Consider the following 16,418-nt stretch of genomic DNA (forward strand, 5'->3'; position numbering starts at 1 on the left):
AGGTGTTTATGGGTGATACAGGTTCCTTATTTTTAGGCGCAACACTCGGGATGATCGTGATCCTTTTGAAAAAGGAAATTCTTCTTTTGATTTTGGGAGCGATTTTCGTCGGCGAGGCCCTTTCCGTGATCCTTCAAGTCGGTTCGTTTAAACTGACCGGAAAAAGAATTTTTAAGATGGCCCCCCTACATCATCACTTCGAGTTAGGAGGGGTCAAGGAAACCAAAATCGTGATCCGTTTCTGGATCATAGCTGTTATTCTCGCCATCATCTCGCTTTCGACTTTGAAAATTCAATGATCGGATTTATCGCAAAAAAATGGAGAGAAATCTGGCTTCCGGGAAAAAATTCTCTGGATGTTCTTCTGATCGTAACGATTTTTATCCTTCTTTTTTTCGGACTTTGCGTTATGTATTCTTCCTCGAGCATCTCCGCTTGGAGAGAGTTTAAAGATTCGGAATATTTTTTAAAAAAACAGGCTATCTGGATCTGCATCGGCTTGGTTTTCTTCTTTTTCTTTTCCGTGTTTCCTTATCACAAACTTGAAAAACTCGCCCTAGTAGGTATGATCGCCGCGATCGGTCTTTTGATTTTGGTGTTTATACCCGGAGTTGGAAAATCCGTTTCCACTTATTACGGAAGAAATTTCCATAGATGGATCGCGATCGGCCCGTATCAATTACAACCTTCGGAGGTCGCAAAAATCGCGGTTCTGATTTATCTCTCTTCCCTATTTCAAAAGTTGAAGTTGGAATCCGCTCCCGACTACAAAAAACTTCTGATCCCCGCCCTATTTCTTTTGACGGTAATCGTTTTGATCCTAATCGAACCTGCTTTTGGAACCACTCTCGAAATCCTATTTGTGATTTTGGGTTTTATCTTTTTATTCGGAGTTCCGTTTAGAAATCTGCTCGCCATGGGAATCGTTTCTCTTCCTCTGATCTATATTTTAATCGATCGTGTCGGCTATCGAAAGAAGAGAGTAGAGGTTTGGCTCGATCCGTATCGTTATCGTTTCGATGAGGGACACCAGCTCGTAACATCGTTCCGCGCTTTTTTAGACGGGGGTTGGTTTGGAAATAAATTAGCGTCCGGTTACGCACACAGATATCTAACATACAGTCATACCGACTTCGTACTCGCGACGTTCGTCGAAGATTTCGGTTTTTTTGGGTTTCTGACTTTTATTTTTCTGATCCTTCTTTTGTTATTCCGAAGTTTTTATCTCGTCCAAAAAGTCAAAGATCCGTTCGGATTTTACTTAGGAGCGGGAATTCTGATTATCTTAGGCACTCAGTTCATCATCAATATGTTCGTCGTTACGGGAATTTTTCCGATTACGGGGATCAGTTTGCCGTTCGTGAGTTACGGAGGATCGTCAATTCTCATCGTACTGATTTCTCTTGGAATTCTTGTCAATATTACGCGAAAGGAAAACCTGGGATTATGAGATCGATCGTAATCGCGGCCGGCGGAACCGGGGGACATATTTCCCCGGGGGTGGCTCTGGCGGAAGTATTAACCGACTTGAAAGAAAAGATAGGATACGAAAACTTATATTTATATTCCTTGATCCGCAATCAAAACAATCCGGATTTAGAACAAGCTCCTTGTCCGGTTCTGTGGCATAACCTTCCACCACTTTCGAGTAACATTTTTCTATTTCCTTTTCGTTATACAATTCAGATTTTAAAAACGTTTCTTTTATTCAAAAAATTGAATGTAGACGTAGTAATCGGAATGGGAGGTTATTCCACCGTATCTTCCATACTTTACGGGATCCTTTTTAAAAAGAAAATCTATCTTTGCGAACAAAACACCGTCCCCGGAAACGTGAGCCGATTGTTCTTTCGATTTGCGAACAAAGCCGCTTTTAGTTTTCCGCCGAAAAATTCCGCGATCCCCTGTAATTATCAAGTTCTCGGAAATCCGCTCAGAAAAAAAACGCTCCCTAAAATGTCTTTGAAGTTCTCCGAAAAATACGACACCAAAAAGAAAACACAATTCAACGTGCTTGTGATGGGCGGAAGTCAAGGAGCGAGACAGATCAACAATATCGTCATTGCATTGATGGGACACGAGGAAATCAACACTCAGTTTCGATTTCGAGTATTAACCGGTTCCGCGTTATACGAGGAAGTTTCCAAAAAAACGAAAAAAGATGCCGAACTTATTTCTTATTCCGACAACATGAAAGAACACTACGAATGGGCAAACTTCGTGATCGCCCGCGCGGGTTCGGGCGTCCTTTCCGAGTGTGCAGCGTTCGCATTACCTATGATTTTGATTCCTTATCCGTACGCAAAAGATGATCACCAAATGGCAAACGCAAGATATTTAGAACTCAACGGGGCCGCAATCGTAATCGATCAAAAGGACGAGGACGAATCCCATCTTTTCAAAGTTTTAGATCAAATTGCAAATAACGTAAATCTGTTAAACGACATGTCTATCAGTTCTCTTCAGTGCTCCCACGTGGATGCTTCCAAAGACACGGTGAAATATTTTTTCTCTCTCGATTGATGATGAGTTTAAACAGATTGTCCTTTCAAAAACCGTTCTTTCTAGGAATCGGCGGTTCCGGCATGTCCTCTCTCGCATTTTTACTTTTGAGTAAGGGGCTTAAAGTCGGAGGCTACGACGGAAAACATTCAGCGGTCGTGGAAAAACTGGTTTTAAACGGCGCAACCGTGCTACATAAATCCGACGTTTTAGAAGTGGAGAATTACGATCTCGCGGTTTATTCTTCCGCGATCCGGTTGGAGTCTCATCCTTTGGTGAAAAAATTCAAAGACAAGGGAATTCCTTTAGTGCATCGGTCGGAACTACTTCATCAGGTCATGTCGGAAAAAAAACAAATTTCCGTCGCGGGTTCCCACGGTAAAACGACGACGAGCGCTATGATCGCATTCCTGCTGGAAAAATGCGGGATGTCACCGTCTATCATGGTTGGAGGAGAAGTCGCGTTTTTGGACGGTAAAGGCGGTTCCTGGGGAAAAGGAGAATGGGGGATCTTCGAATCGGACGAATCGGACGGAACATTCAACAATCATAATGCGGAAATCCGGGTTCTTACCAATGTGGATGAAGATCATTTGGATCATTATCTGACTCGGGAGAATCTCCTGAGCGCTTTTGCACGTTACATGGAGCGTACCTCTTGGAAATTGATCCTGAATTTAGACGACATCGGAATCCGGGATTCTCTCGCGCTGATCCAAGACCATTCTAAAATATTAGGATTTTGTAAAGTTTTTGTTTCCGGCGAAATCGCAAAGAACCCTTCACACAATTCAAATGTTGAAGGAACTCGCACAACGGATTCAAGTTCTTCAGGAAACAGAGTAATTTCATCTAACTTAGAAAAAAAAACGTCACAGATCGGGGAAAAAAGCATTTCGCAATACTCAAAAGGGAAAGTTTCAAAAACTGAAACGTTCGATGCTCAAGACGATACGACAAACGACGTCTTACGGGATATCGATTCTTCTAAAATCATATATTACACGATCGAGTCCGGCAATCTTAGTTTTCGATTTCAAGAAAAGGAATATTCCTTTTTCCTTAAATATCCGGGCGAACACTATTTAAAAAACGCTTTGGCTGCAATTCTGGCCTGTTCCGAGGCGGGTGCGCCCGTTACGGAACTCGTTTCTCAAATTTCGGAATACTCCGGTGTCAGCAGAAGACTCGAATATTTAGGTAGCAAAAACGGTATCGAGGTCTATGACGATTACGGACACCATCCCACGGAAATCAAGGCGGTGATTCAGTCCATGGAAGGTCTGAAAAAAAACGGAAGGGCGATCATTCTTTTTCAACCCCATCGATATACTCGGACGCAAAATCTTTATAAGGAATTCGCCGAAAGTCTGGATACCGGAGAATCGGTGTATCTTTTACCGATCTACCCCGCAGGAGAAGATCCGATCGAGGGCGTGGGAACAGAACTCATTTTGGATTCTATGAAAGTTTCCGCAAAAATTCTCCCCAAAGAAATTTCTGAAGGAATTTTCATATTGAAAAATTCTCTGAAACCTGGAGACAAACTCATCACTTTAGGAGCCGGTAACGTAAGAGATTGGGGGCTCGCCTTCTTAAAAGATTAATTACATAAAGGAACTCGTATATAATCGACACGAGCTATGTACAATTAAAATAGAATATTAAAATATCTTAATTCAATGAATCGATCCTAAATTGAAGATCCCTTTTTTCTTCCGGGTCAACTGTTAGTTCTAGAACCTTTTTGTAATCGGCCTTTGCTTCTTCTTTTCGATTCAATTCTTCGTATGCGTTTGCTCGAAAGAAAAGGATCGAAGATAGATCCCCGTTCGGATATCTGGAAATATACGAATTGAAAGTGGCAATTGCGAACTTAAAATTTCCGACTTCTAAATAAGAAATTCCCAAATTAAACAATGCGTCGTGTTTTTTATCCGTATTCTTTGTATCGTTTGCATCGATTACTTTCCGAAAAAATTGAATGGCCTTTGTATATTCTTTCGCTTCGAAATAATAAACTCCCACTTGAAAGTTGGTCTTAATCCCGTTTGGATCTTTGGCTAATTTTTCAAGATATTCTTTCTCTAAGTTTCTATGAGCGTATGCGTTTTTCAAATATTTGAGAATCATTTTGGAATCCGGCATCCCGGTAATTTTATCGATGAGACTTCCATTCTGATCCAAAAAAAGAATCGAGGGATAGCCTTTGATTCCGTATTTACGTTTTAAATTCGGAAAGGTATCACCGTCTAAAGAAAGTGTAACGAACTTAGAAAGTTCTAGTTGAACTTCTTTTTTAGGATAGATCTCATTTTTCAAAATCTTGCAGTAACCACACCAATCCGCATAAACATCGATAAAAATCGGTTTTCCGTTGATTTTTGCTTTTTCAAAAGCGGTCTTGACGGATTTTTCCCATTGAATTTCAGCCGAAATCGGCAAACAGAAAATTACACAAAACAAAACGGAAGTTGAAAAAGATAAAAATCGAACATACCTAAGAGAAAATGTTGTGTTAAATTTAAAAAGCCGCAACTTCGACTTTACCCATAAATTATTTGAATCCGAAAATAGATCCTGTCGTAAATACGAAAGCTCCCTGTGATAATTCGGCCCTATCCTCACTTTGGATGAAGGGGAGGGAAAATTCGAGAGGTTTTTCTTTATCATAAAATCATACATTTACAAATAAAAGTCACTCCCTTGTGGGAACTCCACGTTTGAATGACTGATCGGAGATGTAAAGTTCTAGTAAGTTTTTCACCCCCGATCATAAGATTCTTTTGTAAATTCCTTAGCCAGCGTTTTCTTTCGGAAGAACTCAAAAAATACGGTTGTCGGAGAATCGGAGTCCGGGAAAATTAGAGGCAGATTTTGTAAAGGAAACTATGGAATTTTTATTACAGTTAGAAAACATTCTGAAAAAAAGAAAACAAGACCTTCCCGATAAATCTTATACCGCGGATTTGTTTCGAGGTGGAGTGGATCGAATTCTCAAAAAAGTAGGAGAAGAAGCCGGAGAGGTAATCATTGCCGCTAAAAATTCCGATAAAAAGGAACTCACTCACGAAGCGGCTGATCTGCTTTTTCATTTACAAGTGTTGCTCGTAGAACAAGAACTTTCTCTACAGGATGTCGTAGAAGAACTTCGCAAACGACACTCTTAAAACGATGGATCTTCCAGAAGCCGTCCTTCCCAAAAAAATTTCCAGCAGAATTATCCTCTTTTTTTTATTTCTTCTTTACACGGTTCTTTTTTATCATAGCGCCTGGTTGAGCGACGATTCATTCATCACATTTCGAGTTGTGGATAACTTTCTAAACGGATTCGGTCTTCGATGGAATCCTTGGGAAAGGGTTCAGGTCTATACTCATCCGCTTTGGCTTTTTTTGTTGGTTCCGACCCAATGGATCGTTCAAGACATTTCGGCTTCGGCTTATATTTTATCTTATGCCTGCGGGATCCTTTTTTTATCAGTTTATTGTCTCACTCTTTTGAAATTTCGATACGGTCTCGGATTGATCTTCATCTCTTTGTTAACGTTTTTCTCTTCTAGAATATTCATAGATTATAATACTTCAGGTTTGGAAAATCCTCTTTCATTTCTGCTCCTTCTCCTTTTCGAAATCAAGTTCTATTCGTTGTATTTAAACGGAAAACCAAACAACACAACTGCTGATTCTCTCGAAATCGGACTTTTAGCCGGACTCTTACTTTTAACCCGCTTAGACTTGATTCTTTTTTTAGTAGTGCCCTCGTTTATCCTTTTGGTAAAAATTTTCAGAGACCAAAGAATTCAATTTTTAAAATATTCCTTTTTAGGAATATTTATTTGGTTGCTTTATTTTGGTTTTTCACTCGTCTACTTTGGCTCACCGTTCCCGAATACGTTCTATGCCAAGACGAACGTATTACCGTCCTTTCCGGAACAAATCTCAGTCGGCTGGGACTATCTCAGAATCAGCTTAAAATGGGATCTGATCGCTCTTTTTATTTTCGGAATGCATATCTTTTGGATAATTTCAGGGCCGATTCTCCGACGATTTACAAAAACGAAATGGGCGCTATCCGAAAAAGACAAAGGAATTCTGTTCTTCGGTTTCGCTTCGATAGCCTTGGTGTTTTTGTATCTTCTCTGGATCGGAGGAGACTTTATGGCCGGGAGATTTTTAGGTACCTGTTTGATCGTTTCCGTTTTTTCCCAATCCCTTTTTTTAGCCCTTCATTTTGAAGGCTCAAAATTGAATATTCAAAAATTCTTATTCATTTCGAGTATAATCGTTTCGGTTTATTTTTTCGCGTATTCCGCCTCGCCTCTACGTTACATCTTTCAGAGATCCCCGATTCGAGTGGAAAAAGGCATCGTAGACGAAAGAGCTTCGTACCAAGATAATACCTCTTTAAAATATTGGTTTGAGGGAATCACTCCCGACACTCATCCTTGGGCACAATATGCAAAAAAAATCGCGCTGAACAACCCTAAGACGAACTTCCGACAGGTTCAGATTACAACTAATGTAGGATTGCCGGGATTTTACGGCGGACCCGGAATTCACTGGATCGATCTTTTGGGAATCACCGATCCATTTTTAGCGAGATTACCCGGCAAGGGTTTTCCCGGTCATTACATTCGTCTTTTGCCTCAAGGTTATAAGAAATATATCGAAGAAACCACCGTTTCGCTTTCAAATCCGGAACTGGATCGCTTTTTCTACGAAATCCGATTGTTAAGCGAAGAAGATATTTGGACGAAAGAGCGTTGGAAAGTTATCGTCGATTTTACGTTTTTCGGTGCAGGAAATTTCAAAACCAGATTCCCAAAGGGTTTTTTTTATCCATTTGATCTAGATACGTACCGTACCACTTTGTACGGACTTCCTTTTAAGAATTGGAAAGACGAAGATTTGAAATCGATGTTATCCCAGGAATATTTTGGGATCCGGCCGACAAAAACATTCAAGAACAGAAATATACTTTGACACTCTTTTAACGAAATTGCGACCCGGGATCTGTCGGAGCTGTACTCGTTTCACCGGAAAGAATGCGGCTGGGAAGTTTACAGAATTGATTACATCGATCCATACACTGTCGTTGTTTCGCGCTTCTATAGCCTATGATTGGCAAAAAGATAGACGTAAAAGGATACCATTCTTCCATACAATTTCCCTGACACTTGGCAAGAAGTTGAGTACAAGCATACTCGTAAGAAAATTTGGATTCTTGATTATGAACGAGTTCAAAACCTTCCGGAGAAAATCCGGCCCGTTTTCCTTCCTTGATAAGCCGCGCTCGTTCCGCTTGTGTAAGATTGGCATCCTCGGCTCGGGGAAAGGCATCGGGAGACGGAACTTTTTTCACGTTTTTTTGATTCGGTTGATCCCAATCAACTCGAACCAAACAACCCATGGTTAAAATCAAAATGCAAAATAAGCATATTAGAAAAAAACGTAAAATGAGTTTTGAATTCATCATAAAAACACTAAGTAAATTTTCACAAAAAGCTACTCAAATCCGATTAAAAAATACTTTTAGAACCAGTTCAACTTGTAAAAATTATAGGAAATAAATTTCAAAAATCGGAAACTCAAAAGAAAAAGGATCGATTTGAATCTCTTACGAAAAAGAGTAAGGTTCGTATGAGAATTTTCCTTTTTCTAATTTGGGTCGGATGGATCCTTTCCTGTGCCTCCACCGGACGCGAGGGAGAAGTAATATTAGGAAACCCCTCTCGTTTTTTAGCGCCGAAACAACTCAATAGAACTCCTTTCGAGGGATTTTCGATCGCCCTTCCGGAAGATGTAGGTTTGGATTCAATTCCCCTACTTCGTTTATCAAAATCCATCCGTGAAGAAGGACTCGAAGTCCGTTCTCTTCTGATCGTAAAAGACGGAAAATTGATTATGGAACGTTATGCGAGAGATATTACCCGCAATCATAATCACAGTGTTTATTCGGTTACAAAAACCGTTACATCCACTCTACTTGGAATTTTAAATTTCGAAGGAATTCTAAAAACAGTGAACGAGCCGGTGATGAATTCCCTTCTTTCCCTCGGAAACCTACCTTTTCCTTTACTCGAAGGCAAAGAGTCTCTTCGACTCAGAGACGTTCTTCATATGTCGTCCGGAATGCGCTGGTCCGAGTTTCCGGAACGAGAGGATATTCGAACCGCGGAAGATCCCCTCATAATCGCATTATTACCCGAAGTGAAAGATAAACCGGGAACAAAATTCGACTACAGCAACGGAGATTCTCAACTTGCCGCAGCGGTTTTGGAAAACAAAGCAGGTATGACACTGCTTCATTTTGCGGAAAATACTTTATTCTCTTGGCTTGATTTTAAAGGTTATGAATGGTACACATCCCCTTCGGGAAGACAGACCGCCGGTTTCGGTCTGAGACTAAGACCGATTGATATGGTGAAGTTCGGAATCCTCTACTTGAACAACGGAAATTATCAACGTAAGAAAATCCTCAAACTCGATTGGATCAAACAAGCAATCAAACCGGGAATCTCACAAAATTACGGTTATCAATTGTGGATGCACCAATTCGAAGGGAAAAAAACGTTTATGGCAAACGGAAAAGGAAGTCAATTCGTGTACGTAATCCCTCATAGAAGAATGGTGATCGTGACCACCGCCGCAATTTGGGACAAGCCGATTCATTTTCTTTTGGACAAAATCCTTGCAAGTGTAAAGGAATCCTTGGATTCGAAGCAAAAGAAAAAAAGTCCGGAAAAAGAAGCCGAGTTCTTAAAGGAAATTCACGAAGCATCGCTCACGGCCGGAAATCCGGCGCTTTGGAAGGATCTGGACGAGCCTCATCTAATTCATCATAAAAAATGAATATTCCAAAACTCTGTTTCTCTAAGATGAAAGGTAGGATCATAGTTTTCTAAAACTACAAACCGGATTTCGACGTTTTTTTGTTGAATGCTAAAACCCGAATAGCCGCCGCCTTTCTACGATTTTGAGCGGTTTCCCGACTGAGTTTCACTTTCTCCACCAAATGAGAAGTGGCGGTCGTCGGATGCCCCGAAGTAAAAGGAGGAGCCGGATTGTATTCGATCATAAGTTGAATTTCTTCAGCAAGTTCGGTCCCGAAAAGTTCGGCGGTTAAAAAAAGGGCAAAGTCGATTCCCGCAGTAACCCCGCCACCGGTGATCCGATTACGATCTTTGACAAAACGTTCGCCGGAAATTTGAACCGGAAACAACTTTAAAACATCTAAGGAAAGCCAATGAGTCGTCGCCTTATATCCGTCGAGAAGGCCGGCTGCAGCAAGTATCAAAGAACCTGTACAAACCGAAGTGATAAATTTAGAATTTTCCGTTTTTGTTTTGAGAAAATTTAAAACTTCAAATTCCTCCATAAGAAGAGTAGTTCCGGCGCCTCCTGGTACAAGTAGAATGTCGAAATCGGGACAATTCGAAAAATCATAGTCGGAAATCCATGTCATTCCCGATTCCGCCACAATCGGTTCCTTCGATCGAGCGAATAGGAATATTCTTACGTTTGGAATTCTTGAAAAAACTTCATAAGGTCCCGTAAAATCAAGTTGTGTGACACCCGAAAAGATAAAAATCCCGATGGAAAGATTAGAACCTGACATAAATTTTGAGCGTAAATATTTTAATGCGACTTTCAAGACATTTTTGATTTTAGAATTCCTTGATGCAAAAACTTCGGGGGGGGGGAAAAAAGTAAGCACGTGGGTTATGATAAATATTTATTCTTGGACGTAGGAGATACGATCCTTCATCCGAAAAAGTCGGCCGGCGAAACCTATCTTGACATCCTCGTAGAAGCGGGGTTTAAAAGGGAAAAAAACGCACAAGAAATCTACAGGAAGGCATTCTCCGAATCATGGCATAAGATGCACGAGAATTCTCCGCCTGAACATAAAGATAAATATCAATTTCATCCGGGAAAAACTCAAGGTTGGTGGAAGGAATTACTCTCAGATTTTTTAGAAAGAATTCCGGACCGCGTTCCACTTGAAAAAGCGTTTCCGATCATCTATAATAAATTTGCGGACCCGGAACTTTGGATCGTAGACCCGGGGTTTTGGAAACTCAAGGATTATTGTAAAAATGAAAATTGGGGACTCGGAGTAATTTCAAATTGGGATCACAGACTTAGAGCACTTTTGGAAGCAAAAGAAATATTAGAATATTTTAATCCTCTAATAGTTAGCGCCGAATTCGGATATGAAAAACCCTCTCCAAAGATTTTCAAAGAGGCAATGCGTTTGGTGGGACTTTCCGGAGATTGTCTGGTTTATTGCGGAGACAAATACGAATTGGATATCGTAGTTCCGAGATCTTTAGATTGGAGATCCTATTTAAAAAACAAAAAAGGAGATTTGGAATCCCTTTCGGAATTGATTCGACTTTTATAGAAGCGGAGCGAATTCTTTCCCATCTTTAGATCTTGTCCTTAAGCCCTTTCAACAAACAACAGAGAGTCGTGAAGGGCTCACAACGTAGTTGTGAAATCAACGCGATCTTTATAAAGAACCCGTACAAGTTGAGTCGTAATAAGGAAGATTAAAAACGCAGGTTTTTCAATTGTACGGACAAGAGTAAGGCTTTTTACTTGCAAAAAGTATGATTTCCCGATAGAGAAAAACTATCGGAATTTTCCTGTCAAACACGGGTGAAAACCGCGCTTGTTTCATGGAGGATTTGTCGGAATTCCGACGGATCTATCCTCGTATCCAAGTAGTTGCTGGGTTCGACTATGATAGAAAGCGTTTGCTTCGAGCTCAGAGAACAAGGCACCTTAAATTCCATCAAACGCCAAAAAGTGAGACGTTCGAATTTCACAAAACGGAAGGATTCCCCACGGATTCCGTTTATAATATACATCTATTGAAATTTGAAATCGAATCAACTCAATCTTCAAAAAATATAAAAACTCGATAGAAAATAAGATTCAAAAATGAGAATTATACTTGAGAAAGAGAGACAATCCCGTAAAAGAGTCGGAATTCTTTTGATTCAAGGAAAACTATGGGCGGAATCTCATCCAATTTCAATCACCCGCGATTCAAAGCGGACGATCCGACAGGACACTATGAAAGTTGGTTTGTCAGAGCGAATCATCCTAACACGTGTCAGGCGGTATGGATTCGTTATACGATTTTTTCACCGAAAAATCATCCCGAAAAAGCAATCGGAGAACTTTGGGCCATTTATTTCGACGGAAAAAAAAATACTCATTTCATATCCAAGTCGGAATTCCCGATCGAAAAATGTAAGTTTCAGTCCATACCATTCTCCGTTAAGATCGGAGATTCTGAACTTTCGGATTCGTATCTTTTAGGAAAAGCGGGAAATAACAAAGACTCTGAAAAATTTTTCTGGGATCTAAAAATTTCAGGCGGCAGTCCTACACTTTTTCTTTTTCCCGAAAATTTGTATGAAAGAAATTTTCCAAAAGCGAAGGTGTTGGTTGGAAATCCTAGAGTGAAAGTTTCCGGAAGTTTAAAACTCGGTTCTCAAGAGATTCAAGTTCAAGATTGGATCGGAAGCCACAATCATAACTGGGGATCCAAACATACCGACCAATATGCTTGGGGACAAGTTGTCGGTTTCGAAGAAGAGGCGGATTCTTTCTTGGAACTTGCCACCGCAAAGTTAAAGATCGGCCCCATATGGACTCCGTCAATTACCCCGATCGTATTTCGGTTTAAAGGTAAGGATTATAAACTCAATCATCCGTTCTTAAGTTTCGGTAGGGCGAAATATCACTACTTCGATTGGAATTTTGCGGCGAACTCAAGTGAGATCCAAATTAGAGGAAGAATCCATGCGGAACCTCGAGACTTTGCCTGTCTTCAATATCGGAATCCGCCCGGTGGCTGGAAATATTGTCTGAACAGCAAGATCGCCAACGCAGAACTTTTTGTGAAACGAAAGAAAGACCTTGTATATGCGAAACTGACTTCGAACCGTAAAACGGCTTTTGAAATTCTCACTGACGATTTTTCCCATGGAATGCAACCAGAAGTTTAAAAATGAAACCCAAAACTTTTTGGGTTTATCTTCCATTTCGGTAGGATGTGAGAAAGACTCTATAAAGATTTTCTTAAAATTCAAATTTTATAATTCACTAATATTATCCGGTTCTTGATAAGAAACTTTCCAAAGCCCTGGTTCTAAAGGAGTGAAAATCTCCTGCACTTTCGAATTTACAAAACTGAAGAACCTTTTCGGGGATCTCGCCGTACTTAGCCTCTTCGTTGTTGATCTTAACCATCATATCCGCAAGATAGATCGGATAAATATAAGGAATGTATTCCTCTTCGACGGTCAGAGGTCTATGATGAAATTCCATCGCTTTTGTATATAAATCCGGAAAATTCCATTTTTCAGAGATCAGCGCACCGACTTTCGTATGAGTAATTCCTAATGTGGCCTCTTCCATCGATACGGCGGACGCAATCTCTTTAGATGCGGATATTTTACCGATATTCTTCATCGTTCTTTCTTCCAAGGAAATAAGAATAATTTCTCCTATGTCGTGCAACAAAGCGGCGGACATAAGATTACTGACAGCATCCTTGGGAAGTTCGGTCTTTGATGCGATCAACTTACAGTAGAAAGCGCATTGATTGGATTTTTCCCAGATCGAAAGAAACGCAGGAAACTTGTCTTCGAGAATCTGTTTGGTTCCGAGAGAAAACAGAAGTTGGTTGAGTTCTTTGAGGCCGATCAGTTGAATCGCCCTGTCCAAAGTTTCCACTTTGTTCGTACGAATAAAAGCGGCTGAATTTGCAAGTTTGAGAATATTCGCGGAGAGAGCTACGTCCTTTTTGATGATTTCCGCAATCTGAGCGATGGAAGAATTAGGCTTTTCTATCATCGTTTGGATGTCTTGGATTAATCTTGGAAATGTCGGAAGTCCGTCGATGTTCTTAAGGATATCCCGTGTTTGCTGAAGTTGAAGATTTTCTTTCGTGACGTTCAAAGGGATATCAATAATTACGCTCGTGTTATCCCCTTGACTTTCGATCTTGTAAGACGTCTCGGAAAGACCGTCGTTCTTCAACATCATCAAGGACATCACAAGTCCAAGTCCCGCCCCTTCGGTTTCGTCTCCGGCTTCCAGGAAGGCTTCGGCGAGATCGTTATAGAGTTTCGCCTTTCCGATTCTTTGATTGATTCTCTCCACCTCAGTCGGACTGAGTTTCACGTTATTCATCACTCGGATCCGAATCATATCATTGTTATAAACGAAAGATACCAAAACTACGAAGTTGTTTTTAAAAAGAAGTTCCTCGTATTTTTCCTTGTTGTCCAAATAGTCCTTTTTAAATCCTAAAATTTTTTGTTTGTAAATTTCAGGATTATGAATATCCGCTTTTAATTCCCGGAAATAAATCCGTTTGACGTTTGCTTTGATCGAGTTGGCGATCGTTTCCTTAAGAGTCGTAAAAACGGAGTCTCTTACGTAAATGATGTCGAGTTGAAGCAGATAACGGTCCAAGGTTCTACTGATGATAGAGTCCACGTCTTCGGTGAGATTATGAAATCGATAATGAACAGGAGAGTTTTCTAGAACAGGATGATCCAAATCTTTAAGGTTGCTATAAAGTCCTAAATCGCTATGATGATGAAGTTCTAAAGTTTCGTTTTGACTCATATTCGATGATTCTTCCGTTTACGTTCCGTTGCTGTCAAGTGATCTGAGCTTTCAAGAAAAAATTCCGATCCGTTCCATTTTAAAAGCTCATTCCAAAAACCCATATCCATTCCGATAAACGTCCGCTATTATGATAATCTTTTCGGTATTGAATTTCCGACGATTTCAAAGAAAAGAAACGACAAAAAATTCTTCCTTCATGAATTTCGGCTATCGGCAAAATTGATTTATGTTCCTTATCTCTAAAAGTAGGTCGAAACTTTCATCTGTTCGTTTCATTTTCCCCGTAAAATAAAAACGTTAACCATTCTTTTACAGTTCTTGTCGCATTATAAAATTCGTATATAATGTCCCAATTTTCCCTTTTATATGATCCAAAAACCAACGGCGATTTTTTCAAAGATTCGGAAGCCTCAGAAAATTGCGTCGAATTATCTTTTTTTGAAGAAAATCCAACATTCCAACTTTTGAAATAAACTTACAACTCGTCCCAAAATCTGCTCAAGAACGAGATTCGGGGCTTTATAAAAAGAATTGCTTTCCGACTCCACAATGGTAGAATAAGCCCGCCTGACTTTGACCGGGTCCATCCCCGAAAATGAATTTCTGAACCATATGAGGAGCTTATTTCGATGCCAACTATACAAGAATCTCCGGTAAAATCACCGTATTCTAATCTTACTCCCACTCTTCCGACCGTAGACAAGACGGAGATCGAACGAGTGTTTCATCTCCAAAAAAAACATTTCCATAAAGTAATGAAATTGACCACGGCGAGTCAGCGCATTCAGAGATTGAAAAAACTGAAAGAAGCGATTTTTAAATATACTCCCGAAATCGAAAAAGCGGTAAACGCCGATTTCCGTAAGAATGAAAGAGAGGTGGACATCACGGAAATTATGCCTTCGATTTCGGAAATCAATGATGCGATCAAACACGTTCGTAGATGGATGAAACCGGTAAAAGCCAAAACTCCGGTGACCCTTTTCGGTGCCAAAAGCCAGATCCTTTACGAACCTCGCGGAGTCGTTTTAATTATCGGACCTTGGAATTATCCGTTTTATCTTACCTTTGCTCCCCTCGCAGCTGCAATCGCCGCGGGCAATACGGTCCTAATCAAACCTTCCGAATTTACTCCGGTTACCTCCAATTTAATTCAAAAGATTATAACCGAAGTGTTCCCAAAAGAGGAAGTCGCCGTTTTCGAAGGAGATTATCAAGTTTCCGGTGCGCTTATGGAACTTCCTTTGGATCATATCTTTTTTACGGGAAGCACTCAAGTAGGGAAAATCGTGATGACCGCGGCAGCCAAACATCTTACTAGCGTTACACTCGAGTTAGGTGGAAAATCTCCTGCGATCATCGACAAAAGCGCGGATATTAAAAAGGCCGCTAAAAAAATCGTTTGGGGAAAAGTATTGAATGCGGGACAAACCTGTGTCGCTCCCGACTATCTGCTCATTCCCGACGACCTCATCAAACCTTTCGTGGAAGAGGCAAAATCGGTTATAAAAGAATTTTACGGTAAAGACGGAAAAGCCCTTAAGGAGAATCCGGACTTCTGTAGAATCGTAAACGATCGTAACTTCAATAGAGTTTCCGGCTATATACACGAAGCCGTAGAAAAAGGTGCTAAGATCGAAATGGGAGGCGAAACGGACGCTTCTCAAAATTATATCGAACCCACTCTCCTCAGTAATGTACCAGAAAATTCGAATATTATGGAAGATGAAATCTTCGGGCCCGTTCTTCCTATGATCCCTTATACGAACCTGGACGAGGCGATTAAAAAGATTAACTCCAAACCGAAACCACTGGCTCTATATATTTTCGGTAAAAAGGAACGTCCAATCAAAAAGATTCTGAAAGAGACTTCTTCCGGAGGAGTCGCGGTCAACGACGTGATTCTTCACCTCGTAAATCCGCATCTTCCTTTTGGAGGAGTCAATCATTCCGGCCACGGAAGTTACCACGGTTATTTCGGATTCAAGGCGTTTTCTCACGAACGTTCTGTTCTACGTCAAGCCGCTTTGAGTTCGATCGGGTTGATGTATCCGCCTTATACGAATTTTGTGAAACGGCTTGTTACCCTAACGAAGAAATTCCTCGTTTGACATCGCGAGGCAATATTGATATTCGTAGAAGTGTTTAGAAATCAGGGCTTTCAGTATTCGTGAATAACATTGAGCCCTTTTGATTCCTCATTTCATTCATCAAGCAGTTTGATTTTCGTGAACCTAATTTTAGGACTTTACAACACA

The 16,418-nt window shown here is 40.5% G+C and carries 14 protein-coding genes (1 of these 14 running past the window's edge); 10 read left to right on the plus strand and 4 right to left on the minus strand.

Annotation, left to right across the window (positions count from 1 at the left end; genetic code table 11):
- The 4 genes in view from mraY to CLV95_RS03005 are tightly spaced (at most 2 nt apart) and all read left to right on the plus strand, a layout consistent with a single transcriptional unit that may run on beyond the window.
- Positions 1-299 carry the 3' portion of a phospho-N-acetylmuramoyl-pentapeptide-transferase gene (mraY, locus tag CLV95_RS02990; RefSeq protein WP_002723034.1) on the plus strand. Its footprint begins 814 nt before the window's first position, so the window shows 299 of its 1,113 coding nt (coding positions 815-1,113); the start codon falls outside the window, past its left edge; the stop codon is at positions 297-299.
- Positions 296-1,450, plus strand: a complete 1,155-nt coding sequence (locus CLV95_RS02995) for an FtsW/RodA/SpoVE family cell cycle protein (protein ID WP_002723024.1) — start codon at positions 296-298, stop codon at positions 1,448-1,450. Before mraY ends, CLV95_RS02995 begins: the two co-directional genes overlap by 4 nt.
- Positions 1,447-2,523, plus strand: coding sequence for a UDP-N-acetylglucosamine--N-acetylmuramyl-(pentapeptide) pyrophosphoryl-undecaprenol N-acetylglucosamine transferase (locus CLV95_RS03000; protein ID WP_002735604.1), 1,077 nt, complete (start codon positions 1,447-1,449; stop codon positions 2,521-2,523). The genes CLV95_RS02995 and CLV95_RS03000 overlap by 4 nt, the downstream gene beginning before the upstream one ends.
- A 2-nt stretch (positions 2,524-2,525) precedes the next feature.
- On the plus strand, positions 2,526-4,109 hold the full coding sequence (locus tag CLV95_RS03005; protein WP_010706030.1) for a UDP-N-acetylmuramate--L-alanine ligase: 1,584 nt from the start codon (positions 2,526-2,528) through the stop codon (positions 4,107-4,109).
- Positions 4,110-4,176: 67 nt separating this feature from the next.
- Here CLV95_RS03005 and CLV95_RS03010 read toward each other — a convergent pair whose 3' ends face one another.
- Positions 4,177-5,187, minus strand: a complete 1,011-nt coding sequence (locus CLV95_RS03010) for a thioredoxin fold domain-containing protein (RefSeq protein ID WP_002729683.1) — start codon at positions 5,185-5,187, stop codon at positions 4,177-4,179.
- A gap of 206 nt (positions 5,188-5,393) precedes the next feature.
- Here CLV95_RS03010 and hisE point away from each other — a divergent pair, with 206 nt between their 5' ends.
- The gene (gene hisE, locus CLV95_RS03015) at positions 5,394-5,672 is read left to right on the plus strand and encodes a phosphoribosyl-ATP diphosphatase (protein ID WP_002723023.1); all 279 of its coding nucleotides are present in this window, start codon (positions 5,394-5,396) and stop codon (positions 5,670-5,672) included.
- Between the two features lie 4 nt (positions 5,673-5,676).
- Entirely contained in the window at positions 5,677-7,485 is a 1,809-nt protein-coding gene (locus tag CLV95_RS03020) for a hypothetical protein (protein WP_002723012.1), read from the plus strand.
- A gap of 7 nt (positions 7,486-7,492) precedes the next feature.
- Here CLV95_RS03020 and CLV95_RS03025 read toward each other — a convergent pair whose 3' ends face one another.
- The gene (locus CLV95_RS03025; protein ID WP_026053950.1) at positions 7,493-7,975 is read right to left on the minus strand and encodes an LIC_10730 family protein; all 483 of its coding nucleotides are present in this window, start codon (positions 7,973-7,975) and stop codon (positions 7,493-7,495) included.
- A gap of 167 nt (positions 7,976-8,142) precedes the next feature.
- On the opposite strand from CLV95_RS03025, the gene CLV95_RS03030 reads away from it, so the two are divergent.
- Positions 8,143-9,354, plus strand: coding sequence for a serine hydrolase domain-containing protein (locus CLV95_RS03030; protein ID WP_002735527.1), 1,212 nt, complete (start codon positions 8,143-8,145; stop codon positions 9,352-9,354).
- Positions 9,355-9,409: 55 nt separating this feature from the next.
- Here the strand turns inward: CLV95_RS03030 and CLV95_RS03035 are convergent, their stop codons facing one another.
- Positions 9,410-10,120 carry a DJ-1/PfpI family protein gene (locus CLV95_RS03035; protein ID WP_016749464.1) on the minus strand — a complete coding sequence of 237 codons (711 nt, stop codon included), beginning with the start codon at positions 10,118-10,120 and terminating at the stop codon, positions 9,410-9,412.
- Positions 10,121-10,219: 99 nt separating this feature from the next.
- Between CLV95_RS03035 and CLV95_RS03040 the strand changes: the two genes are divergently transcribed.
- Together CLV95_RS03040 and CLV95_RS03045 are read left to right on the plus strand one after the other, a co-directional pair.
- On the plus strand, positions 10,220-10,909 hold the full coding sequence (locus tag CLV95_RS03040; RefSeq protein WP_107694862.1) for an HAD-IA family hydrolase: 690 nt from the start codon (positions 10,220-10,222) through the stop codon (positions 10,907-10,909).
- Positions 10,910-11,522: 613 nt separating this feature from the next.
- Positions 11,523-12,527, plus strand: coding sequence for a hypothetical protein (locus CLV95_RS03045; protein WP_002724707.1), 1,005 nt, complete (start codon positions 11,523-11,525; stop codon positions 12,525-12,527).
- 103 nt (positions 12,528-12,630) lie between these two features.
- Here the strand turns inward: CLV95_RS03045 and CLV95_RS03050 are convergent, their stop codons facing one another.
- Positions 12,631-14,157, minus strand: a complete 1,527-nt coding sequence (locus tag CLV95_RS03050; RefSeq protein ID WP_002735628.1) for an HDOD domain-containing protein — start codon at positions 14,155-14,157, stop codon at positions 12,631-12,633.
- A gap of 632 nt (positions 14,158-14,789) precedes the next feature.
- Between CLV95_RS03050 and CLV95_RS03055 the strand changes: the two genes are divergently transcribed.
- The gene (locus CLV95_RS03055) at positions 14,790-16,271 is read left to right on the plus strand and encodes an aldehyde dehydrogenase family protein (protein ID WP_002724697.1); all 1,482 of its coding nucleotides are present in this window, start codon (positions 14,790-14,792) and stop codon (positions 16,269-16,271) included.
- Positions 16,272-16,418: the final 147 nt, after the last annotated feature.

This window comes from Leptospira borgpetersenii serovar Javanica (genome assembly GCF_003046425.1).
Classification (GTDB): domain Bacteria; phylum Spirochaetota; class Leptospiria; order Leptospirales; family Leptospiraceae; genus Leptospira; species Leptospira borgpetersenii.